Raw genomic sequence first — 22,625 nt, 5'->3', positions numbered from 1 at the left:
GCCGTTCCCGGCGTTCTCCCAGCCTCCATCATCGCGGGCGCCGTCGGAGCTGTGAACCGCCGGGCCCCGGCGGTGGGTGACCGCCGGGGCCCGGTGACGGGGGTGAACGGCTCAGGCGTGCCGGCGGATCTCCACCGTGCGGAACCGGTTGGCGACGAACGCGCCGTCGCAGTAGGCCGAGTTGGCGGCCGGGTTGGCCCCGGTGCCGTGCAGGTCGGAGAAGGCGGCGGTCTGGTTGGGGAAGACGCCGCCGGTCAGGTTGAGCGAGAGCGAGACGCCGGAGTCCAGCGCGGCCTCGACCAGCAGCGCCTCCACCTCGGGCGAGGTGGTGTAGCCGGAGGCCGTCATGGCGCCCTTCTCGCGGACCGTGGTGCGCAGCAACTCGACGGCGGCGGCGGTGGATTCGACGGCGACGGCGAAGGAGACCGGGCCGAAGCACTCGCTGCGGAAGACCGCGCGGTCGTCCGGCTTGTCGGCGTCCAGCTTGACCAGCGCGGGGGTGCGGACGGTCGCGCCGGGGAAGTCCGGGGAGGTCACCGCGCGCGGGGCGAGGGCGAGTTCGCCGTACTCGCCGCCGGCCGCGGCGGCCGAGCGCTGGAGCACCCCGGGGTTGACCACGGCGCCGAGGATCGCCGCGGCGCGGGCGTCGTCGGAGAGCAGGCCCTCGATGGCGCCGGCCAGGTCGGTGACCACCTGGTCGTAGGACTTGTCGCCCTGGTCGGTGGCGATGCCGCCGCGCGGGATCAGCACGTTCTGCGGGGTGGTGCACATCTGGCCGCTGTAGAGGGAGAGCGCGAAGGCGAGGTTGCCCAGCATGCCCTTGTAGTCGTCGGTGGAGTCGATGACGACGGCGTTCACGCCGGCCTTCTCGGTGTACACCTGCGCCTGCCTGGCGTGCTCCTCCAGCCAGTCGCCGAAGGAGGTGGAGCCGGTGTAGTCGATCAGCCTGACCTCGGGGCGGACCGCGAGGGCGGCGGCGACGGTGCCGCCCTCGTGCTCGGCGGCCAGGACGACCAGGTTCGGGTCGAAGCCGGCCTCGGCGAGCACCTCGCGGGCGACGGCGACGGTCAGCGCGAGCGGCAGGACGGCCCGCGGGTGCGGCTTGACCAGGACGGGGTTGCCGGTGGCCAGCGAGGCGAACAGGCCCGGGTAGCCGTTCCAGGTGGGGAAGGTGTTGCAGCCGATCAGCAGCGCGAGGCCGCGCGGGACGACGGTGAACTCCTTGGTCATCACCAGCGGGTCGCGCTTGCCCTGCGGCTTGGTCCAGCCGGCCTGCTTCGGCAGCCGGGTCTGCTCGGCGTACGCGTAGGCGACCGCCTCCAGGCCGCGGTCCTGGGCGTGCGGGCCGCCGGCCTGGAAGGCCATGCCGTAGGCCTGGCCGGTGGTGTGCATGACGGCCTGGGCGAACTCGTGGGAGCGGGCGTTGATCCGGTGCAGGATCTCCAGGCAGACGGCGGCGCGCTCCAGCGGGGTCGCGGCGGCCCAGCCGGGGCGGGCGGCGGTGAGCGCGGCGATCAGCGCGTCCGGGTCGGCGTGCGGGTAGGTGATGCCCAGCTCGACGCCGTACGGGGAGGCCTCGCCGCCGACCTGGTCGCCGTCGGTGGGGTGGCCTTCGAGGGTGAAGGGCCTGCCGAGCAGGGCGTCGAAGGCGGCCTTGCCGTCCGCCGGCCCGCTCTCGCCGTACGCCTTGGGGAACTCGGGGTAGGGCGACCAGTAGTCGCGCTCGGCGGCGGCGGCGAGCGCGGCGTCCAGGGTGGCCTGGTGGCGCTCGACCAGCTCGCTGACGAGGGGGTGGGTGACCGCTGCGGACATCTGTGCGCTCCTCGGAGGGCCTCGGAAAGCAGGACGGGACACGTCACAGAGTAACCGAACGATCGGTCGGGCCACGAGGGTGTGGTGGGAGGAATCCACCGGGAAACGCGCGGGGGCGCGTCCGTGGCGGACGCGCCCCCGGGGGCTCGGGTGGTCCGGGTCTACGGCACGCCCAGCTCGAAGATGACGTACCCGGCGTACCAGCCGGAGGCGACCGCGCCGGTGCCCAGGACGGTGGCCAGCACCGGCAGGCTCAGCTTGCGCATCCCCACCGCCAGCGCGATGAACAGCGGGAACGCGGGCAGCAGGTAGCGGGAGACGTTGCCGAAGATGCCCAGGCTGCCGAGCACCGAGACGATCGTGGCCAGCGTGTAGGCGGTCAGCACCAGCGGCGGGCGCAGCCGGACCAGCAGCACGACCAGCATCGGCAGGCTGAGCACGATCAGGGTGGCGAACAGGTCCGGTATCGGGAAGGCGAAGGGGTAGTCGCTGCGGCCCAGCAGCACGCCGCGGATCGCGTGCCAGGTGCCCTGGCCCCAGTCGAAGTAGTGCAGCCAGGCGTCGTGCTGCAGCCGGAAGTAGCCGCCCCACTCGCCGGTCCGCCAGCCCACCCAGCCCACGTAGCCGAGCAGGCCGAGCGGGGCCAGCAGCATCGCGGCCAGCGGGCGCAGGACGCCGCTCTCGCGGCGGTACAGCTCGACCAGCGCGGCCAGGCCGACCGCGCCGATCAGCGCCGCGGAGGTCGGCCGGTTGAGCCCGGCGACCAGGGTGATCACCCCGGCCGCGACCCACTGCTTGGCCATCACGCAGTAGCAGGCCCAGGCGGCCAGCGCGACGAAGAGGGAGTCCGAGTAGACCGCCCACTCGGCGCCGGAACCCGGGGCGATCGCCCAGATGCCGGCCGCGATCACACCGGAGCGGGCGTCGCCGGTCAGCTTCTCCACCACGGCGTAGATGCCGGCCGCGGCGAACAGCGAGGCCACCACCGAGACCAGCATCCCGGCGCCGTACAGGCCGAGGCCGGTGACGTCCGAGGTCATCCGCATCAGGCCGGGGTAGAGCGGGAAGAACGCGGCCGAGTTCTGCTCGACGCTGAAGCCGACCGGTCCGTTCGGTATCGGGACGAGCGCCGGGTGGTAGCCGAACCGAGCCACCTGCTGGTACCACCAGCCGTCCCAGGTGGCCACCACGTCCCAGGGGTTGGCGCCGCCGCCGAACCGGGCCGGCTTCTTGGCGTACTCCCCGGAGAAGGAGAGCAGCTTCATGAAGACGGTGAAGCCGATCAGCTTCAGCACCGCGTAGCACCACACCGCCGGTCCGAAGCGGACCACCAGGGCCCGGCCGCGCTCCTGCCAGGTGCGCGCGGGTCCCTCCGGCTCCTCGCTGCGCTTCTCTGGCACGTCGGAGGCGACTGCCGGTATTGCGTTCATGTCCCCAGCCTTGGACGTGGACGGATCGTCCGCAGAGTCTAGGGCCTGACCCCGTCGGCGTCCCTTGGTTGGTGTGGACCAGTCGGACCCGCTCGCGTGACGGGGGTGACGGCCGGGGATACTCGGAGGATGGCCGATCACACCACGCGCACCGCCTACACCGTGGAGTCACTGCTCGCGGTGACCGTCGACGTGTTCAACGAGCGCGGCTACGACGGCACCTCGATGGAGGACCTGTCCCGGGCGGCCGGGATCTCCAAGTCCTCCATCTACCACCACGTGCGCGGCAAGGAGGAGCTGCTGCGGCTGGCGGTCGGCCGGGCACTGGACGGGCTGTTCGCGATCCTGGCCGAGCCCGCGGCGGTCGCGGGCCCGGCGGTGGAGCGGCTGGAGCACGTGGTGCGCCGCACCGCCGAGGTGCTGCTGGACGAGCTGCCGTACGTGACGCTGCTGCTGCGGGTGCGCGGCAACACGGCCACCGAGCAGTGGGCGCTGGAGCGCCGGCGGGACTTCGACCACCAGGTCGCCGAGCTGCTGCGGGCGGCGGTCGCGGACGGCGCGCTGCGCGCGGACGTGGAGCCGCGGCTGGCCACCCGGCTGCTGTTCGGGATGATCAACTCGATCGTGGAGTGGTACCGGCCGGGGCTCAAGGCCGCCGACGGGGTCGCGGACGCGGTGGTCCACCTGGCCTTCGACGGGCTGCGGGCGCGCTGACCGGTCCTTCCCCCGGGTCCGGGCCCCGCCCTCGAGGCGGAGCCCTCCTCAGAGCGGCGGCACCTGGTCGGTCTCCTCGAAGACCAGCATGGTGCGGGTGCCGAGCACCTGCGGGATGGACTGGATGCTGCCCAGCACCAGCTCCCGCAGGGCCTTGTTGTCGGCGGTGTGCACCAGCAGCAGGACGTCGAAGTCCCCGCCGACCAGCGCGATGTGTGCCACCCCGGGCAGCTCCAGCAGCTGCTCGCGCACCGTCCGCCAGGAGTTCTGGACGATTTTCAGGGTGACGTACGCCGATGCGGCCTGACCGGCCCGTTCGTGGTCCACCCTGGCGGTGAAGCCGCGGATGATGCCGTCCTCGACCATCCTGGAGATCCGGGCGTACGCGTTGGCCCGGGACACGTGCACCCGCTCGGCCACCGAGCGGATGGAGGCGCGACCGTCCTGCTGCAGCAGCCGCAGGATCGACCGGTCGACCCGGTCGAGTCTGGACATCTGTTCAGCCGACATGACCCCCCACCCCCACCGATTGGACGCACTGCCACCAGTCGACCGCCGTACAGGCCGAATGTCCACCACCTTGTCACGCTTCTGGTCAAGATGAACAGACGACCGAACAATCGGTAGGGAGCCCCCGCAACCCCTGGAGGTGCCCCGAGATGACCGTTCTCGACCACAGACACCACGCGGGTGTACCCGGCTGGCTGCCCGGGGCCACCGCCCCGCGCACCGATCCGGCACCCCTCCTCCCGGACCCCTCCCCCGTCCGGGCGATCGGCACCCCCGCGCTGGAGAAGTACGACCCCGCCCTGCTGCGCGAGCTGTACCGCCGCCTGGTCGTCGGCCGCCGGTACAACCAGCAGGCCACCACCCTGACCAAGCAGGGCCGGCTCGCCGTCTACCCGGCGTCCACCGGCCAGGAGGCCTGCCAGGTCGCCGCCGCGCTGGTGCTCGGCGAGCACGACTGGCTCTTCCCCAGCTACCGCGACACCCTCGCCGTGGTCTCCCGGGGCGTCGACCCGCTGGAGGCGCTGACCCTGCTGCGCGGCAGCGCCCACACCGGCTACGACCCGCGGGCCAGCCGCACCGCCCCGCTCTGCACCCCGCTCGCCACCCAGGCCCCGCACGCCGTCGGGCTGGCGCACGCCGCCCGGCTGCGCGGCGAGCCGGTGGTCGCGCTGGCGATGCTCGGCGACGGCGGCACCAGCGAGGGCGACTTCCACGAGGCGCTGAACTTCGCGGCCGTGCTGGACGCCCCGGTGGTCTTCCTGGTGCAGAACAACGGCTACGCGATCTCCGTGCCGCTCAGTGCGCAGTCCGCCGCGCCGAGCCTGGCCCACAAGGCCGTCGGCTACGGGATGCCGGGCCGGCTGGTGGACGGCAACGACGCGCCCGCCGTGCACTCGGTGCTGACCGAGGCGGTCGAGCGGGCCCGGGCCGGCGGCGGCCCGACCCTGGTCGAGGCGCTGACCTACCGGATCGACGCCCACACCAACGCCGACGACGCCACCCGCTACCGCACCGAGCCCGAGGTGGCCGCCTGGCGCGAGCACGACCCGATCCTGCTGATGGAGCGGGCGCTGCGCGGACTCGGCGTGCTGGACGACCGCCTGGTGCGGGAGGCGGCCGACGAGGCGGAGGCGCTGGCGGCCCGGATGCGGGCGGAGTTCCACACCGACCCGGAGCTGGACCCGATGTCGCTGTTCGCCCATGTCTACGCCGAGCCGACCCCGCAACTGCGCGAGCAGGCCGCCCAGTTGGCCGCCGAGCTGGCCGCCGAGGCGGAGGTGGCGGACCGATGAGCACGGCCCACCCGTCGCCCACCCCCACCCTTGGCGGAGCCTCTGCGCGGCGCCCCTCTGATGTCCGTACCGCCTCGATGGCGCAGGCGCTCAACTCCGCGCTGCGGGACGCCATGCGCGAGGACCCGGCGGTGCACGTGCTCGGCGAGGACGTCGGCGCGCTCGGCGGGGTCTTCCGGATCACCGACGGGCTCACCGCCGAGTTCGGACCGGAGCGCTGCCTGGACACCCCGCTGGCCGAGGCCGGCATCCTCGGCACCGCGATCGGCATGGCGATGTACGGGCTGCGCCCGGTCGTCGAGATGCAGTTCGACGCCTTCGCCTACCCGGCGCTGGAGCAGCTGTTCTCGCACGTCGCCAAGATGCGCAACCGCACGGCGGGCCGGCTCCCGCTGCCGATCACCGTCCGCATCCCGTACGGCGGGGGCATCGGCGGCGTCGAGCACCACAGCGACGCCTCCGAGGCCTACTACACCAGCACCCCCGGCCTGCACGTGGTCACCCCGGGGACGGTGGCCGACGCGTACGGGCTGCTGCGCGCCTCGATCGCCTCCGACGACCCGGTGGTGTTCCTGGAGCCCAAGCGGCTCTACTGGGGCAAGGCCGAGTTCGACCCGGACGCACCGGTCGAGCCGATCGGCCGGGCGGTGCTGCGGCGCACCGGCACCTCCGCCGTGCTGATCACCTACGGCCCCTCGCTGCCGGTCTGCCTGGCGGCGGCGGAGGCGGCGCAGGCCGAGGGCTGGGACCTCGCGGTGCTGGACCTGCGCACCCTGGTGCCGTTCGACGACGAGACGGTCTGCCGGGTGGTGCGCTCGCTCGGCCGGGCCGTGGTGGTGCACGAGGCGAGCGGCTTCGGCGGCACCGGCGCGGAGATCGCCGCCCGGGTCACCGAGCGCTGCTTCCACCACCTGGCCGCGCCCGTGCTGCGGGTCACCGGCTTCGACGTCCCGTACCCGCCGCCGATGCTGGAGCACCACCACCTGCCCGGGGTGGACCGGATCCTGGACGCGGTCGCCCGGCTGCAGTGGGAGGACCGAGGATGATGCCCGTCGTACGGGAGTTCCGGCTGCCCGACCTCGGTGAGGGGCTCACCGGGGCCGAGGTGGTGCGCTGGATGGTCGAGGTCGGCGAGGTGATCGCGGTCGACCAGCCGGTGGTGGAGGTGGAGACCGCCAAGGCCGTGGTGGAGGTGCCCTGCCCGTACGGCGGGGTGGTCACCGCGCGGTACGGCGACGTGGGCGAGGAGATCGCCGTGGGCGCGCCGCTGGTGACGGTCGCGGTGGCGCCGGCGGCGGGGAGCGGGCCGGAGGATGCGGCGGGGCCGGGCTCTGCCGCTGCGCCTGCCGCTGCCTCCGGGTCTGCCGAGGTGGAGCGGCCGTTGGTCGGGTTCGGGGTCGCCGAGCCGGGCCGGGGCGGGCGGCGGCGCCGGGTCGGGGCACCGGCCTCGGCCGTGGTCGCCGCCGGTGCCGTGGCCGTGCGGGCTCCGGTCGTCCCGGCCGGGCCGGCGGTGGTGCCGGTGATCTCGCCGCTGGTGCGGCGGCTGGCCCGGGAGCAGGGGGTCGACCTGGCCGCGCTCACCGGGAGCGGGCCGGACGGACTGATCATGCGCGCGGACGTCGAACGGGCGGTCGCGGCCACGGTGACCGCTCCGGCGCCGGCCGGGCCCGCCGGGCAGGACGGCGTGGTCCCGCTGCGCGGGCTGCGCAAGGCGGTGGCCGAGAAGCTGAGCCGCAGCCACCGGGAGATCCCGGCGGCGACCTGCTGGGTGGACGCCGACGCCACCGAACTCATGGCGCTGCGGCGGCAGTTGAACGCCGCGCCGGGGCCGAAGGTGAGCGTGCTGGCGCTGCTGGCGCGGATCTGCACCGTCGCCCTGGCGCGCTTCCCGGAGCTGAACTCCTCGGTGACCGGGGACGGTTCGGGCATCGTCCGGCACTCGGCGGTGCACCTGGGCTTCGCCGCGCAGGGCGAGCGCGGACTGGTCGTCCCGGTGGTGCGGGACGCGCAGAACCGCAGCACCGGGCAACTCGGCGAGGAGCTGGGCCGGTTGACCGAGGCGGCGCGCAGCGGCGCGCTCACCCCGGCCGAACTGACCGGCGGCACCTTCACGTTGAACAACTACGGGGTGTTCGGCGTGGACGGCTCGACCCCGATCCTCAACCACCCGGAGGCGGCGATGCTCGGGGTCGGTCGGATCGTCGCCAAACCCTGGGTCCACCAGGGGGAGTTGGCGGTCCGCGAGGTGACCCAGCTGTCGTTCACCTTCGACCACCGGGTCTGCGACGGCGGGACGGCGGGCGGCTTCCTGCGGTTCGTCGCGGACTGTGTGGAGCAGCCGGGGATGCTGCTGCGGCAGCTCTGAGGACCGCCGTCGAGCCCGGCTCTCCGGTTGCCCTGGGTGTGCGGACGGACACCCGGGGCGACCGGGGGTGGGGAGAGTAGCGCGTTCCGGGCCCGGATGTCCGGGCTTCGCGTGATTCGTCGGTCGGTCGGTCGGGCCGTGCCACGCTGCCTTGGCGCCAGTAGCGACAAGCCAGGTGGTGGCGCAGGCCGGCCGGAGGGCGAAACGATTCTCTTGGGTACTCGAAACGTAGCGGTGAAGTCCCGCGGAACAGTCCTGGTCCGTACCGGGCACGGCTCGGCGGGGGTCTCGTCCGTCCCGGGCCTGCGGCAGTCCGCGCCCGACGGGGGCCCGTCGCGGGAGGCGGTCGCCCGGCCGCCTGCGCCCCTGGCCCCGCCGATGCCCGTGGCCCCGCCGGACCTGCCGCCGCTGGTGGCGGCGGAGGCGCCGACGGAGGTGCTGCCGCCGGTGTCACTGCTGGAGCCCGTCCGGCCGCCGCAACCGCCGTTCGTCCCGGCTCCGGCCCACGTCCACGTCCACGCCCCGGCTCCCGCTCCCGCCCCCGCCGCCGACTTCCGCCCGCTGTTCGCCGACGCTCCCGGCCTCAACCGGGTCGGCCCGGGCGACCGGTGGAGCGACGCCTGGGGCGTACGGGCCCCCGCCGGGCAGCCCGCCGCCGCGCTCCCCGCCGCCGGGCAGGACCAGGCCACCGCCCGCCGGCCGCTCACCGCCCGGGAGGTCGGGCTGGTCCGGGCCGGCCTCGCCGCCGTCGAGCCGGTCGCCGACCGGGCCACCGCGCACTTCTTCGCGCTGCTCTTCCTGCGCCACCCCGAGCTCCGCTCGTCCTTCCCCGCCGCCATGGACGTCCACCGCGAGCGGCTGTTCCGCACCCTGCTGGCCGTGGTCCGCGAGCTCGACCGGCCGGCGGCCCTGCGCGCCACGCTGGCCGGGCTCGGCCGGTCCCACCGCCGGTACGGCGCGCTGGCCGGGCACTACGCCGTGGTGGAGGAGTGCCTGGTGGGAACGCTCGCCCGGTACGCGGGCGACCGCTGGGACGCCGAGGCCGAGTCGGCCTGGCGCCGCGCCTACCGGATGATCTCCTCGGCCATGATCGAGGCCGCCGAGGAGGACGCCCGCACCTCGCCGGCCTGGTGGCAGGGCGAGATCGTCCGGCACGAGCGCCGCACCCGGGACGTCGCGGTGGTCACCGTCCGGCCGGACCAGGCCTACCCGTTCCGGGCCGGGCAGTACACCGCGCTGGAGACGCCCTGGTGGCCGCGGGTCTGGCGGCACTACTCCTTCGCCGGCGCGCCCCGCCCGGACGGGCTGCTGACCTTCCACGTCAAGGCCGTCCAGGCGGGCTGGGTGAGCAACGCGCTGGTCCACCGGGCCGCGCCCGGGGACGTGCTGCGGCTCGGCCCGGCGGCCGGCGCGATGACCGTGGACCACGCGGCCGGCCGGGACCTGCTCTGCCTCGGCGGCGGCACCGGGATCGCGCCGATCCGCGCCCTGGTCGAGGAGGCCGCCGAGCACGGTGCGTCCGGCCACCGGGTCGAGGTGTTCTACGGTGCCCGCCGGGCCGAGGAGCTGTACGCGCTGGACGGGCTGCGCGAACTGGCCGCTCGCCACCCCTGGTTGACGGTCCGTCCGGTGCTCTCCGGCGGCGGCCACGCCGGGGGCCCGCTGGGCGGCGAACTGTTGGCCGGCGGGCTGCTGACCGGCGAACTGCCCGATGCGGTGGGCCGGTTCGGCCCGTGGACCGGCCGCGAGGCGGTGCTCAGCGGGCCGCCGGCGATGGTGCGCCGGGGCGTCGGGGTGCTGCTGCGGGCCGGGGTCCCGGCCGAGCTGATCCGGCACGACCCGGTCGGCGACCCGGCCGCCGTGTGATCACCCGAGGTCGGGGGCGAGGAGCGCGCGGATGCCCTCGATGTTGGCCGCCAGGTACGCCCGCAGCCGGGGCGGGACCACGTTGACCGAGGTGACGCCCTCGCGGGTGAACGGCAGCCGGACCACCTCGTACTCGCCGTTGGGGTCGGTCACCTCGGGCCCGTGCCGTCGGTCGAGGTCCATCGAGGCGAGCCGGCAGACGAAGAAGTGCTGCACCTTGACCCCGTGCGGGTGCAGCGGGGTGCCGTCGTCATGGTGGGTGTGGCTGATGGTGTCGACGAAGGCGGGCACCACGTCCACGACCTTGCCGCCGAGCTCCTCGTCCACCTCGCGGTGCAGCGCCTCGACCACCGTCCGGTCCTCCCGCTCGACCCCGCCGCCGGGCGTGATCCAGTACGGGTGCGGCGAGTCCGGCCGGACCCGCCGGATCAGCACGATCGAGGCCGGGCCGTACGGATCGTCCGGGTCCAGCTCCAGCAGGATCGCCCGCGCGGTGCGCTTCACGACCGGGCGCGGTGGCGCGGTGCGGTTCTCGGGGCCCATGGCCACCTCCGGGACTGGCGCGTTGTGCGGAAGTCTCCCGCGCCGGGGGAGGAACGAAACCCGGGGAACGGGTCGAAACACGCCGGGAACGGGTCGAAACGCCGACCCGGTCGGGTGCATCCGTTCGGGGTCCCGCTGTGCTGCAATGAGCAGCTATCGGGCAAATCGGAGGTTTCGTTCCGCATGCCCGTTCTGGGCACGGACCTGTACGAGGGACTCGGGCTGGGGGTTGGGTGTCATGGATCGGATCGCACAGCCGTTCGAGAAGACGCAACCGTTCGAGACAGCACGACCGTTCGGGGAGCACCCGTTCGGAGAGCAACCGTTCGAGGCGGCACGACCGCTCGGGCCCGCGCGGGAGGCCGGGCCCGCCGCGCCGCGGCCGCCCGAGGCGGACCGCGGGCCCACCCTGATCGGCTCCGTCCAGCGGGCGCTGCGGCTGCTGGAGGCCGTCGGGGGCTTCCGGCGCGGCGCGACCGCCAAGCAGCTGGCCCGGGCCGCCGAACTGCCCCTCGGCACGGCCTACCACCTGCTGCGGACCCTGGCCCACGAGGGCTACCTGCGGCGCTCCGAGGGGCGCTTCTTCCACGGGGAGGCGCTCGACGGCATAGCCCGCTCCCGCGGCCGGTGCGGCGACCCCGACCTGCGGACGCGGATGCGGTCCTTACGGGACGAGCTCGGCGCCGCGGTCTACTTCGCGCTGTACCGGGACGGCGAGGTCCACGTGGTGGACGTGGCCGAGGACCCGAACCGCCCGGCCGTCGAGCCCTGGGCGGACTTCCGGGCCACCGCCCACGCGCACGCCATCGGCCAGTGCCTGCTCGGCCAGCTGCCCGAGGAGGAGCGCCGCGACCACCTCGCCCGCCACCCGCCGGCCGGGCTCACCCCGTCGACCCTCACCGGCGAGACCGCGGTGCTGCGCCGGCTCGCCTCGCTGCGGCCGACCATGCCGGTGCTGGAGCGTCAGGAGTACGCGCTCGGCACGGTCTGCGCGGCCGTCCCGATCACCATCGGCCCGGTGGTCGCCACGATGGCCCTGTCGCTCCCGGTCGAGCGGGCCGACCGGCTGGTCTCCGTCGCGTGCCAACTGCGGCGCGGGGTCGGGGCGATGAGTCCGTCGTTCATCTTCTGACACCACTTGGTCTGGACCTGCTCCGGCTCGTTCACCATTTGAAAAAGCACGCCTTGTCCACTACATCCCCAAACATGGACGATGATGATCGAACGTGGATTGGTTGCATAAACCGTCACAAAAACCGTCGAAAACATGTCCGCCGCCATCGGACCAAGCGAACCGACGGCGCGGGCAGAACGAGAGGTACTGGCGCCATGCAGCACAGCACAGTCCAGGGTCACCTGGTGATGAACCTCGTGGTCTCGCACGAGCTCTCCTTCCGCCTCCCGGTGGACCTGGCGTACGAGGCCGACGACCCGTACGCCGTCCGGCTCACCTTCCACCTGCCCGGCGACGCCCCGGTCACCTGGTACTTCGCGCGGGAGCTGCTGCTCGACGGGATCAGCGGACCGGCGGGCGAGGGCGACGTGCACATCCGCCCGGTCGGCGACGAGCTCTCGGAGGTCCGCATCGTGCTGCACTCCCCCGACGGGGACGCCCTGCTGTGCGCCTCGTCCGCGCCGCTGATCGCCTTCCTGGCGCGGACCGACAGGCTGGTGCCGATGGGGCAGGAGTTCTCCGGGCGGGACATCGACGCCCAGCTCGCGGACCTGCTCAAGGGGCGTGAGAACGCGGGGTGATCGCCCCGGCCGCGGTCGCACAGGAACGGCGAAGGGGCCCGTACCCGGTGGCAACACCCGGGTGCGGGCCCCTTTCGGCCGTCCGCACGGCACCGGTCAGTCGTCGTCCAGGGCCAGGTGCAGGCCCCACGCGACCAGGCTGATGATCAGTGAACCGACCAGCGCCGAGCCGAAGTTGGTCACGTGGAAGTCCAGGCTCAGCTTCCCGGAGGCCCAGGAGGTGAGCAGGAGCATCAGGGCGTTGATCACGAAGGTGATCAGTCCCAGCGTGAGGATGAACAGCGGGAACGAGAACAGCTTGACCACCGGCTTGATCAGCCAGTTCACCACGCCGAACACGACGGCGACGCCGAGCACCGTCAGCGCCTTGTGCTGCCAGTCGGCCTTGCCCTGGGCGAGTTGGATGCCGCTGACGATCCAGGCGGCGACCCAGATGGCCGCCGCGTTGATCAGTGTCTTGATGAGGAAACCCTTCATGCCGCCCAAGCCTGACAGGAACCACCCTCCCGGCGGAACCACCACACGGCGGGGTCGTGCTGAATGCCCCTGGTCCGGGAGGTGGACGGACGGGCCCGGGGACGAGGGCGGACAGCGGCACACTGGCCGGAGGACCGGCCGCCCCGGCGGTTAGGGTCGCGTCATGAGCACCAAGACGCTGACCGAAGAACTCTGGGCGGCCATCGAGCCGGTGTACGCCGAGATCCTCGCCCACCCCTTCCTGGCCGGGCTCACCGACGGCACCCTGCCGCGCGAGGCCTTCCGCCACTTCGTCGTCCAGGACTCGCACTACCTGCGCGACTACGCCCGCGCGCTCGCCGTCTGCGCCGCCAAGGCGCCCGGCGAGGAGGATGTCCGGGCCTTCGCCGACGACGCGGTCGGCGCGCTGGCCGCCGAGCAGGGCATGCACGCCGAGTTCCTGACCGCCTTCGGCGGCAGCGCCGAGGAGGCCGCCGCCGAGCCGGTGCTGCCCACCACCCGGGCCTACACCAGCTACCTGCTGGCCACCGTCTACGGCGGCTCCTTCGCCGAGGCGCTCGGCGCGGTGCTGCCCTGCTACTGGATCTACGCCAGGGTCGGCGAGGCGCTGCTCGCCCAGGGCTCGCCCGACCCGCTGTACGCCAAGTGGATCTCCACCTACGGCGACGAGGCCTTCCAGTCGGTGGTCCGCCGGGTGCTGGCGCTCACCGACCGGCTGGGCGAGGAGCTGTCCGCGGCCGAACGCCGGAAGGTGGTCGGGCACTTCGTGACCACCTCGCGCTACGAGTGGATGTTCTGGGACGCCGCCTGGCGCGGCGAGCGCTGGCCGGTCTGAGCCGTCCGGGCGGCGCCCGCACGTCGTCCGGAGCGTCCGGACGACGTGCGGGACCGCGGGCGGGTGCGGGTCAGCCGGTGACGAAGTAGCCGGTCAGGTCGGCGACGACGCTCACCGGGCCGCCGTGGTCGAAGACCGAGTAGGTGCCCCCGCCGGTGACCCCGGTGGTCGCCGAGTTGGCGATGGTCTGCCCGGGTTCGACGTTGACGGTGGAGGTGTTCGGCGGCTGGCCCCCGCCCGGGAACACCGTGAGGTGGCCGGCCTCGGTGACGTCGGTGATCGTGACGTTGGCCTCGACGCCCAGGACGTTCGGGACGGAGCCGTCCGTCGGTACGGCCCGGACGGTCGCCGTGGCTCCCCGTTGGAGCCTGCCGCCGATGTCCCGGGTGTCGAGGTTCCGGACCGGGGTCTTGAGCGCGCTGAACAGGCCCTTTCCGGACGGTCCGTAGGAGCCGACCACATCGACGATGACGTGTACCCAGCCGGCGCGGTTGTAGAGGTCGATCTTCCCGTCCGCCCCGACCGGCACCACGACCTGGTTCGCGACGGTCGACCCCACCGGGAAGTTGACGTTCGAGCCGTTGACGGGCCGGGCCGTCCCGGTCGGGTAGGCGGTCAGGAAGCTGTCCCAGGAGCCGTCGGTCGCGGTGATGTTGAGGATCACCGAGGTGGCGTCCGCGGTCCCCAGCTCGGGGCGGGCGACCTGGTACGTGCGCACCGCGTCGCCGCCGAGCCGGCCGGTGCCGTCGCTGCGGCTGTCGGCGATCCGGGTCGGGGCCAGCGGGCCGTACTTGTCGGTCGCGGTGGGGGTGTAGTAGCCGACCACGTCGAGCACCACGTCGGTGGTGCCCGCGTTGTTGTAGAGGGTGACCGTCCGGGTGTATCCGGAGCTCCACAGGTCGCCGACGGCGACCGTGACCAGGTTCGAGACGGTCTGGCCCGCCCTGAAGTTGATGCTGGAGGTGGCGGGCGCGGTGCCGGCCGCGCCCGCGGCGGAACTGAGCGACACGTAGCCGTCGGCGGTCGGGTTGGTCACCGTGACGTTGACCAGCACGGCCGTGCTCTCCGTCGGCACGGGGGAGGTGCAGGGGAACGGCGGGTGGTGGCCGCAGACCGTCGCCAGCGGAGTCCGGTAGTACTCGCCCGCTCCGAGTTTGCCGTGGTCGTGCGTCGGGACCTGGTTGTAGTCGCGGGTGTCCAGGACCCGGGTCGGGGCGATCCCGACGAAGCCCGCCGGCGTGGTGGTTCCGGCTGCCGCGGCCGTGGCCGGCGAGGCGGCGGGTGCGGCGGTCGCCGGGACGGCGGCGAGGGCCGGGGCGGTGAGGACGAGCGCCGCCAGGGCGGCGAGGGACATGGCTGTTCTGGCCCGCATGATCGGATCCCCCCGGGGGTCGACGGTGCTGGACGGGCTTGCTTCCAGTACTGGTTGGACGCATCGGGCCGCCCGGGGTTGTGCCCCTCCGGCGGAATTCCCGGCGGGGTGCCCGGACGCCGTTCGTCCCGGGCCCCGCCCGGCCCGCCGACCCGGGTGCTCCGGGGCCGGCGGGCCGGGCGGGATCGTGGCCGGCTCAGCCGGTGACGTAGTAGCCGTTCACGTCGGCGATGAGGTCCAGTCCGAACCCGTGGTTGAAGACGGAGAACCTGCCCTCGGGGGTCACCGCGGTGGTCGCCGAGTTGGAGGTGTCCCGCGCCGCCCTCACGTTGAGGGTGGAGGTGTTCGGCGCCTGGCCGGGCCCGGGGAAGACGGTGAGGTGGCCGTCCGCGAGGACGTTGGTGGCCGTCACGTTCGTCTCGACCCCCATGGCGTTCGGCACGGAGCCGTCGGTGGGGACGGCCTGGACCTGCACGGTCGACCCGGTGGCCACCGAGTAGCCGTTCCGGGTGTCCAAGGCCCGCACCGGGTTCTTGAGCGCGCTGAACAGGCCCTTTCCGGACGGTCCGTAGTAGCCGACGACGTCGACGATGACGTGCACCCAGCCGGCGTGGTTGTAGAGGTTGATCCTCCCGTCGGGCCCGACCGGCACCACGACGCGGTTCGAAACCGTCGTGCCCGCCGGGAAGTTGACGTTCGAGCCGTTGGTGGGCCGGATCGTCCCGGTCGGGTACGCGGTCAGGAAGCTGTCCCAGGTGCCCTCCGTCGCGGTGACGTTGAGGATCACCGAGGTGGCGTCCGCGGTCCCCAGCTCGGGGCTGGCGACCAGGTACGAGCGCATCTCGTCGCCGCGGAGCCGGCCGGCGGTGCCGTCGTCACGGCTGTCGGCGATCCGGGTGGGGGTCAGCGGGCCGTACTTGTCGGTCGCCGTGGGGGTGTAGTAGCCGACCACGTCGAGCACCACGTGGGCGGTGCCCGCGTTGTTGTACAGGGTGAGCCACGGGACGAAGCGGTTGACCGGGCCGGTCGCGACCGTGACCAGGTTGGAGATGGTCTGGCCGGCCCTGAAGTTGATGCTGGAGGTGGCGGGCTTGGTGCCCGGAGTGCCGGGGGTGCCGCTGACCGTCACGAAGCTGTCGGCGGTCGGGTCGGTCACGGTCACGTTGACCACCACGGCCGTGGCGTCGGCCGGGACGACGCCGTAGCACTCCTGCGGGGGGTGGCTGTGGCAGCCGGTCGCGATCGGGGTGGAGAAGTACTGGCCCTCCTGGAGCGGCCGCGCGGTGCGGGTCTCCGGGACCTGGTTGGAGTCGCGGGTGTCCAGGACGCGCTTCGGGGCCATCCCGACGAATCCGGCCGGTGCGGTGGTGCCGGGGGCTGTGTCGGCGGCAGCGGTGGCGGCCGCCGGGGCGGCGGTCGCGGGCACCGCGGCGAGGGCCGCGACGGTGAGGCTGAGCGCCGCGAGAACGGCGGTGGACATGGCTGTGCTGGCCCGCATGGGTCGGGTTCCCCCCTGGTAGACGGCGCCGGGAGGGCATGGTCCCGGCACTAGATAGGACGTTCCGGAAGGCCGGGGGTTGTGCCGCGTCGGAGGAATTCTCGGGGGTCACCCGGGGGGTCGGGATCGGGGGGATCTCGGGGTTCTCTCCGGGCCGTTGGGCCTCGTTCCGGCACTCGCGCCACCGTACGATCGAAGTACCGAAAGCAAGCGGGATGCGGCACCGGACGGCGGCCGACCCGAGGGGAGAAGAGGAACCGACATGGCTGAGCTCTGGAAGTCGCTGCCCTCCTGGGTGCGCAACATCGTCATCCCGGTGCTGGTCCTGGTGCTGGCCTGGAACATCGTCGCCTTCGTGTTCGGCGTCGTCGGCGCACTGCTCTCGATCGTGATCAAGCTGCTGGTGGTGGTCGGCATCGCGGCCGCCGTGGTGGTCCTGGTGAAGAAGGCGGCCAAGAGCTGACCGGCCGCCCCGACCGCCGCCCTGAGGCCCGGCCCCCCGCGAGACGGGGAGCCGGGCCTCTGGCGTTCTCCGGTGTCCGGAGTGCTGCTACTGGTTGCGGTAGTAGCCGAAGAGGTCGGCGATGACCTGGGTGGTGCCGGCGTGGTTGGCGATGTCGAACCGGCCTCCGTCGTCGACCGGGACGGTGGTGTGGTTGGAGACGTCCAGCCCCGGGCTGGCGTTCAGGTTGCTGGTGTCGGGCTGGGGCGTCCCGGACGCCCACGCGGTGAGGTGGGTGGCCCCGGTGGTGCCGGTCGCCGTCAGGTTGACCACCGCGGCGGTCGCGCCGGAGGGCACGCCCCGGACCTGCTGGGTGGAGAACGGGGTGAAGGTGACGTTGCCCCGCGAGTCCAGCAGACGGGTCGGGGGGACCGGGGTGAACAGGCCCTTGCCGTCCGGGCCGTAGTAGCCGAAGACGTCGACCACGAGGTGCGAACTGGAGGCGTTGGTGAAGAGCTCGACGCTGCCGTCCGCGCCCAGCGGGACCACCACCTGGTTGGGGATGTTCCGGCCCGGGGCGGTGTTGAGGTTGGAACCGGCCGCGGGGCGCTGGGTTCCGCCGGGGTAGACGGTGACGAAGCCCGCCGAGGCGGACTCGGTGGCGGTCACGTTGAGCACCGCCGAGGTGGCGCCCGCCGGGACGCCGCCGGCGCCGGCCACCTGGAGCCGTCGGGGGGTGCCTCCGGTCAGCGGGGTGGCGTCGGAGCGGGTGTCGAGCAGCCGGGCCGGGGCGACGGAGGTGAAGCGGTCGGGGCTGCCGGCCGTGAAGTAGCCGAGGACGTCGGCGACGGTGTGCACGTAGCCCGCGTTGTTGCGCACCACCACCCTGCCGTCCGGGCCGATCGGCACGGTCACCAGGTTGGCGACGTCCTGGCCGGGGCCGAAGTTCACGTTGGAGGTGGTCGGCCGGGCGGCGGCGGACGGGTAGACGTCCAGGTGGCTGTCGGCGGTGCCCTCGGTGGCGGTCAGGTTGAGCACGACGGCCGTGGCGCCCGGGGGCACCAGGGTGCCGGCCGAGCCGGAGACGCGGTTGCGCAGGTCCAGGTCGATGGTCTCGCCGGGGCCGAGCCGCGGGTAGCGGCCGCCGGGCTGGCGGGAGTCCAGGATGCGGGTCGGCGCGATCGCGGTGTAGCCGGCCGGGGTGTAGTCGACCTTCCTCCACTGCACATCCGTCCGGCTGGCGCCGAACTCGTCGGTGGTCGTGAGCTGCACCCGGTAGTCGCCGGGCTTGGCGTACACGTGGCGCACGGTGGGGCGGTTCGGCCCCGACGCGGTGGTGCCGTCGCCGAAGTCGTAGGAGTAGTCGGTGATCCGCGACGGGACGACGGGGTTGGCATCGACCGTGACGGCCAGCGGGTCGGAGCCGGTCTCCGGGGTCACCTTGAGGTCGGTCTTGAAGGAGCCGACGACCTCGTACGCGCCGCGGTCGCGGAAACCGCCGTTCGGGCCGGTGTTGGGGACGTCCGGGTGGTCCGTCGCGCTGTGGCCGAGCAGGTCGACGGCCGAGATGCCGGGCACCTCGGGGCCGGCGGAGTCGATCACGCCGTTGGGCAGCCAGCCGAGGGCGGCCACCGGCATCGAGTACCCCCACAGGTCGGGGTCGAACTGCACGCTGACGTTGAGGTCGTGGCCGCCCTGGCCGGTCGCGGCCTTCAGGTTCTCGGCCCACTGGTACTTGGTGCCACCCCACTCGTAGGTGGGGATGTGGCCGAGCCCGGGGGGCTGGATGGTGTTGTAGTCGAGGACGGTGCCCTCGGTCGAGCCGGCCGACACCCGGACGACGGACATGTCGGCGAGGTTGTTCGTGATCGTCGCGTGGTGGGACGCGCCGGCCAGGTCGAAGGCGGTCGACACCGACCACTGGAACCGCACCGTGTTGTGGGTGATGACGGTGTTCGGCGCGTCGGTCAGCGACACGGCCGACCCGAACGTGGAGTTGAAGTCGTTGCCGGCGATCACTGTCCCGGAGATGCCCGGCCCGACCTTCACGCCGCCGCTGGCCAGACTGACGATCGAGCGCTCGACCCGGACGTGGTCGCTGGCGCCGGTGACGTTGACGGCCGGCCGGAGGACGTCGCCGTTCGGCTGCTCGATCAGGTTTCCGGAGAGCTCGACCCGGCTGACCCCGTCGAGTTCGAAGTGGGTCACGTCGAAGCCGGAGAAGACGACGTCGTGCTGGCCGGAAATCCTCACCGCCTGCTTCTGCGGACCGGCGATGACCGGAAGGGTCTTCTTCAGGGCGAGGCGGCCGGCGCCGCGGAAGGTGATCGGCCTGCCGGGCTCGCCGGAGCGCCGGACGGTCAGGTCCTCGGCGTAGGTGCCCGACGCGACCTCCACGGTCTGGCCCGGCAGCACCTGGTCGGCGGCGGCCTGGACGGTGCAGAACGGAACCGCCCGGGTGCCCGGACCGCTGTTCGAGCAGGCGGAGTTGGAGCCTTCGACGTACAGGACTGCGGCCGGTTCGGCCGCCACCGCGGGCAGTGGCAGGCCCACCACGGCGGAGACCACGGCGGCGCTCAGGCCGGCCGCGTGACGGATGCGCACGGAGTACTTCCCCCAAGAATCGTCAGAGCCGCGACACCCCGGGCCGGTCGCCCGCACGGAGGGGCCGTGCGCGACCCGGTGGAGTGCCTGCGGAGCATTCGTGAGCATTATGAGGGTGCGTTCGGACACTTTCGGCCACCGGGGTGCCGTCGAAGCGGACCCGCCGCCGGCCCGTGAGGCGCTCTGGACCTGCGGCGATCCGCTCGCTACGGTGTTGGGCGTCGTGTGCAGGCAACACCGCCTGCGACGCGGGAGCTCGGAGCACCGGGCTGAGAGGACGCTGACCGGGACGTCGACGGACGGACCGACGGCTGCGTCGACCGCAGGAACCTGACCGGGTAATGCCGGCGTAGGGAGTAGAGGTCAGATGACCACGTTCGAAGCACAGCCGCAGTCTGTCCGGAGCGCCCCCAGCAGCGAGCGCACCGGCTACCCGACCCCGGCCTGGCACAAGGCCTACCGCGAGGGATCGCGCCCCGACCTGCGCGTCCCGTACCGCGAGGTGCGGCTCACCAACGGCGGGACCGTCCCGCTGTACGACACCTCCGGCCCGTACACCGACCCGTCGTACGAGCCCGACGTGCGGCGCGGCCTGCCCGCGCTGCGGGACCCCTGGATCCGCCAGCGCGGCGACGTCGAGGAGTACGACGGCCGCGAGTCGCGCCCCGAGGACGACGGGATCAAGCACACCTCGCCGCGCGGCGGGAACCTGCGCAACCTGGACGCCGTCTTCCCCGGCCGCCCGCGCCGTCCGCTGCGCGGCCGCGGTGGTGCCGCCGTCACCCAACTCGCCTACGCCAAGCGGGGCGTGGTGACGCCGGAGATGGAGTTCGTGGCGCTGCGCGAGGGCCTGGCGCCCGAGTTCGTGCGGGCCGAGGTGGCCCGCGGCCGGGCCGTCATCCCGGTCAACGTGAACCACCCCGAGGTGGAGCCGGCCGTCATCGGCACCAACTTCCTGGTGAAGATCAACGCCAACATCGGCAACTCGGCCGTCACCTCCTCGATCGAGGAGGAGGTGGAGAAGATGACCTGGGCCACCCGCTGGGGCGCCGACACCGTCATGGACCTCTCCACCGGCCGCAACATCCACACCACCCGTGAGTGGATCCTGCGCAACTCCCCCGTGCCGATCGGCACCGTGCCGCTGTACCAGGCCCTGGAGAAGGTGGACGGCCGCGCCGAGGAGCTGAGTTGGGAGGTGTACCGGGACACCATCGTCGAGCAGTGCGAGCAGGGCGTCGACTACATGACCGTCCACGCCGGCGTGCTGCTGCGCTACGTCCCGCTCACCGCGCGCCGCAAGACCGGCATCGTCTCGCGCGGCGGCTCGATCATGGCGGCCTGGTGCCTGGCCCACCACCAGGAGAACTTCCTCTACACCAACTTCGAGGAGCTCTGCTCCATCCTCGCCTCCTACGACGTCACCTTCTCGCTCGGTGACGGCCTGCGTCCGGGCTCGATCGCGGACGCCAACGACGAGGCGCAGTTCGCCGAGCTGAAGACCCTCGGCGAGCTCGGCCGGATCGCCCGCGAGCGGGACGTCCAGGTGATGATCGAGGGCCCGGGCCACGTCCCGATGAACAAGATCCGGGAGAACATGGATCTCCAGAAGGAGATCTGCGACGAGGCGCCGTTCTACACCCTCGGCCCGCTGACCACGGACGTCGCCCCCGGCTACGACCACATCACCTCGGGCATCGGCGCCGCGATGATCGCCTGGTGGGGCACCGCGATGCTCTGCTACGTGACCCCCAAGGAGCACCTGGGCCTGCCCAACCGGGACGACGTCAAGACCGGCGTGATCACCTACAAGATCGCCGCCCACGCCGCCGACCTGGCCAAGGGCCACCCCGGCGCCCAGGCCTGGGACGACGCCCTCTCCGACGCCCGCTTCGAGTTCCGCTGGGAGGACCAGTTCAACCTGGCCCTCGACCCGGAGACCGCCCGCGACTTCCACGACGAGACCCTCCCCGCCGAGCCCGCCAAGACCGCGCACTTCTGCTCGATGTGCGGCCCGAAGTTCTGCTCGATGAAGATCTCCCAGAAGATCCGCGACGAGCACGGCGACGGATCCACCGCCGTCTCCAGCGAGTTCGACGCCGAGGCGCTGGCCGGCATGGCCGAGAAGTCCGCCGAGTTCGCGGCCCAGGGCAACAAGGTCTACCTCCCGCTGGTGGACTGACCCGGGACGCCGGAGCGCCGCCCCGATCAGCTCGGGGCGGCGCTTTCGCGGTCCTCCGCTACCTCCCGGCGTCGGGGCCGGCGACCGGTGCGGCGGCCTCCAGCGTGCGGCGGATCACCGCCGAACCGTGCTCGACGGACTCGGCGATCGGTGCGGCCAGGGCCTCGGGCAGGACGTCGGTGTGCCACACGAACCTCGTCCGGCCGCCGGCCTCCGGAAGGGCCTGCATGGACGCGTGGTGGTGGGACGGGTGGAGGCTGCCGCCGACGACCGTGTAGGCGACCCGCATCGCCTCGTGGTCGAGGTCGACGAGCCGTTCGAGCACGATCGTGCCGTCGGCGAAGGTGACGGTGCGCGTGTCCGAGCTCAGCACGGTGTCGGTGACGAACCCGGGCGCCAGCCGCTCGTGCACCGCGCCGTAGTCGCTGAGCACCGACCACACCGCCTCGGGGCGGGCGTCGATGACGAGTTCCTTGTGGATCGAGGCCATGGGTGGTCGACTCCTCATCAGGCCGAAGCGATGCAGAACAGGTGGCCCTCGGGGTCGGCGAGAACGGTCCAATCGCCTTCGCCGGGCTGGAACTCCGGCCTGCTCGCCCCCGCCGCGAGCAGTTCCTTCACCGCGGCCTCGGGATCGGCGACCGTGAAGTCGAGGTGGGCGTGCTTCGCGGCGTCGGGCCAGCCGGGGCCCCGGTAGCCGGCGACCCGCTGGAAGGCCAACCGGACCGGCCCCGCGCCGAGTTGGACGAAGTCGTCGTCGGCCTGGCCGAGGTCCCAGCCGGTGACCTGGCGGTAGAACCCGGCGAGGGCCCGGGGGTCGGCGCAGTCGATGGTGATCGCGGTGAGCTCCGCGTGGACGGCCATGGATGGCTCCCTTCCTGTCGTCACGTGGGCCCCAGCATCCGGGGTGACGGCACCGGAGGTCTTG

At 73.0% G+C, this 22,625-nt stretch carries 20 protein-coding genes and 1 riboswitch; of the genes, 10 read left to right on the top strand and 10 right to left on the bottom strand.

Annotated features, from left to right (window positions below; translation table 11 throughout):
* Positions 1–111: 111 nt before the first annotated feature.
* A complete protein-coding gene (gene paaN, locus ACFCY1_RS29125; RefSeq protein ID WP_375876540.1) occupies positions 112–1,812 on the bottom strand; it encodes a phenylacetic acid degradation protein PaaN in 1,701 nt (566 codons plus the stop codon).
* A gap of 161 nt (positions 1,813–1,973) precedes the next feature.
* Entirely contained in the window at positions 1,974–3,242 is a 1,269-nt protein-coding gene (locus tag ACFCY1_RS29120; RefSeq protein ID WP_375876539.1) for a hypothetical protein, read from the bottom strand.
* 129 nt (positions 3,243–3,371) lie between these two features.
* Here ACFCY1_RS29120 and ACFCY1_RS29115 point away from each other — a divergent pair, with 129 nt between their 5' ends.
* The gene (locus ACFCY1_RS29115) at positions 3,372–3,956 is read left to right on the top strand and encodes a TetR/AcrR family transcriptional regulator (protein ID WP_375876538.1); all 585 of its coding nucleotides are present in this window, start codon (positions 3,372–3,374) and stop codon (positions 3,954–3,956) included.
* Between the two features lie 48 nt (positions 3,957–4,004).
* Here ACFCY1_RS29115 and ACFCY1_RS29110 read toward each other — a convergent pair whose 3' ends face one another.
* On the bottom strand, positions 4,005–4,466 hold the full coding sequence (locus tag ACFCY1_RS29110) for an Lrp/AsnC family transcriptional regulator (RefSeq protein ID WP_049652805.1): 462 nt from the start codon (positions 4,464–4,466) through the stop codon (positions 4,005–4,007).
* A gap of 149 nt (positions 4,467–4,615) precedes the next feature.
* Between ACFCY1_RS29110 and pdhA the strand changes: the two genes are divergently transcribed.
* The 4 genes from pdhA (at position 4,616) to ACFCY1_RS29090 (ending at position 9,989) form a co-directional block, all read left to right on the top strand.
* Positions 4,616–5,758 (top strand): pyruvate dehydrogenase (acetyl-transferring) E1 component subunit alpha, encoded by a 1,143-nt coding sequence (gene pdhA / locus ACFCY1_RS29105; RefSeq protein ID WP_049652804.1) that lies wholly within the window; start codon positions 4,616–4,618, stop codon positions 5,756–5,758.
* 77 nt (positions 5,759–5,835) lie between these two features.
* Positions 5,836–6,804 carry an alpha-ketoacid dehydrogenase subunit beta gene (locus ACFCY1_RS29100; protein WP_049652802.1) on the top strand — a complete coding sequence of 323 codons (969 nt, stop codon included), beginning with the start codon at positions 5,836–5,838 and terminating at the stop codon, positions 6,802–6,804.
* The gene (locus ACFCY1_RS29095; RefSeq protein WP_375876549.1) at positions 6,804–8,123 is read left to right on the top strand and encodes a dihydrolipoamide acetyltransferase family protein; all 1,320 of its coding nucleotides are present in this window, start codon (positions 6,804–6,806) and stop codon (positions 8,121–8,123) included. Before ACFCY1_RS29100 ends, ACFCY1_RS29095 begins: the two co-directional genes overlap by 1 nt.
* Positions 8,124–8,501: 378 nt before the next feature.
* Positions 8,502–9,989 carry a globin domain-containing protein gene (locus ACFCY1_RS29090; RefSeq protein WP_375876537.1) on the top strand — a complete coding sequence of 496 codons (1,488 nt, stop codon included), beginning with the start codon at positions 8,502–8,504 and terminating at the stop codon, positions 9,987–9,989.
* Here the strand turns inward: ACFCY1_RS29090 and ACFCY1_RS29085 are convergent, their stop codons facing one another.
* Complete coding sequence (locus ACFCY1_RS29085) at positions 9,990–10,532, bottom strand: NUDIX domain-containing protein (RefSeq protein ID WP_049653246.1); 543 nt, start codon at positions 10,530–10,532, stop codon at positions 9,990–9,992. It lies immediately after the preceding gene.
* 238 nt (positions 10,533–10,770) lie between these two features.
* On the opposite strand from ACFCY1_RS29085, the gene ACFCY1_RS29080 reads away from it, so the two are divergent.
* A complete protein-coding gene (locus ACFCY1_RS29080; RefSeq protein ID WP_375876536.1) occupies positions 10,771–11,664 on the top strand; it encodes an IclR family transcriptional regulator in 894 nt (297 codons plus the stop codon).
* A 197-nt stretch (positions 11,665–11,861) separates the two neighbouring features.
* Positions 11,862–12,287, top strand: a complete 426-nt coding sequence (locus tag ACFCY1_RS29075; protein WP_049653243.1) for an SsgA family sporulation/cell division regulator — start codon at positions 11,862–11,864, stop codon at positions 12,285–12,287.
* Between the two features lie 96 nt (positions 12,288–12,383).
* Here ACFCY1_RS29075 and ACFCY1_RS29070 read toward each other — a convergent pair whose 3' ends face one another.
* Positions 12,384–12,764, bottom strand: coding sequence for a phage holin family protein (locus tag ACFCY1_RS29070; protein WP_049653241.1), 381 nt, complete (start codon positions 12,762–12,764; stop codon positions 12,384–12,386).
* Positions 12,765–12,927: 163 nt separating this feature from the next.
* Here ACFCY1_RS29070 and tenA point away from each other — a divergent pair, with 163 nt between their 5' ends.
* The gene (tenA, locus tag ACFCY1_RS29065) at positions 12,928–13,599 is read left to right on the top strand and encodes a thiaminase II (RefSeq protein ID WP_049653239.1); all 672 of its coding nucleotides are present in this window, start codon (positions 12,928–12,930) and stop codon (positions 13,597–13,599) included.
* A 70-nt stretch (positions 13,600–13,669) separates the two neighbouring features.
* On the opposite strand, the gene ACFCY1_RS29060 is transcribed toward tenA, so the two are convergent.
* Together ACFCY1_RS29060 and ACFCY1_RS29055 are read right to left on the bottom strand one after the other, a co-directional pair.
* Positions 13,670–14,971: a hypothetical protein gene (locus ACFCY1_RS29060; RefSeq protein WP_375876535.1), complete on the bottom strand. Its 1,302-nt coding sequence runs from the start codon at positions 14,969–14,971 to the stop codon at positions 13,670–13,672.
* Positions 14,972–15,167: 196 nt separating this feature from the next.
* Positions 15,168–16,469 carry a hypothetical protein gene (locus ACFCY1_RS29055; protein ID WP_375876534.1) on the bottom strand — a complete coding sequence of 434 codons (1,302 nt, stop codon included), beginning with the start codon at positions 16,467–16,469 and terminating at the stop codon, positions 15,168–15,170.
* 262 nt (positions 16,470–16,731) lie between these two features.
* Between ACFCY1_RS29055 and ACFCY1_RS29050 the strand changes: the two genes are divergently transcribed.
* Entirely contained in the window at positions 16,732–16,932 is a 201-nt protein-coding gene (locus ACFCY1_RS29050) for a DUF5326 family protein (protein ID WP_049653234.1), read from the top strand.
* A gap of 87 nt (positions 16,933–17,019) precedes the next feature.
* Here ACFCY1_RS29050 and ACFCY1_RS29045 read toward each other — a convergent pair whose 3' ends face one another.
* Positions 17,020–19,515 (bottom strand): PKD domain-containing protein, encoded by a 2,496-nt coding sequence (locus tag ACFCY1_RS29045; protein WP_375876533.1) that lies wholly within the window; start codon positions 19,513–19,515, stop codon positions 17,020–17,022.
* A 238-nt stretch (positions 19,516–19,753) separates the two neighbouring features.
* Positions 19,754–19,888, top strand: a riboswitch (TPP riboswitch).
* Here ACFCY1_RS29045 and thiC point away from each other — a divergent pair.
* Positions 19,883–21,697 carry a phosphomethylpyrimidine synthase ThiC gene (thiC, locus tag ACFCY1_RS29040; RefSeq protein ID WP_375876532.1) on the top strand — a complete coding sequence of 605 codons (1,815 nt, stop codon included), beginning with the start codon at positions 19,883–19,885 and terminating at the stop codon, positions 21,695–21,697. (Overlaps the previous riboswitch by 6 nt.)
* A 58-nt stretch (positions 21,698–21,755) precedes the next feature.
* Here the strand turns inward: thiC and ACFCY1_RS29035 are convergent, their stop codons facing one another.
* Together ACFCY1_RS29035 and ACFCY1_RS29030 are read right to left on the bottom strand one after the other, a co-directional pair.
* Positions 21,756–22,187, bottom strand: a complete 432-nt coding sequence (locus ACFCY1_RS29035; RefSeq protein WP_074001975.1) for an SRPBCC family protein — start codon at positions 22,185–22,187, stop codon at positions 21,756–21,758.
* 17 nt (positions 22,188–22,204) lie between these two features.
* Positions 22,205–22,561, bottom strand: coding sequence for a VOC family protein (locus ACFCY1_RS29030; protein WP_375876531.1), 357 nt, complete (start codon positions 22,559–22,561; stop codon positions 22,205–22,207).
* Between the last annotated feature and the right edge of the window lie 64 nt (positions 22,562–22,625).

The sequence above is a fragment of the Kitasatospora sp. NPDC056273 genome, assembly GCF_042268845.1.
In the GTDB taxonomy this organism is placed as follows: domain Bacteria; phylum Actinomycetota; class Actinomycetes; order Streptomycetales; family Streptomycetaceae; genus Kitasatospora.
This window is presented reverse-complemented; position numbering and strand designations above follow the sequence as displayed.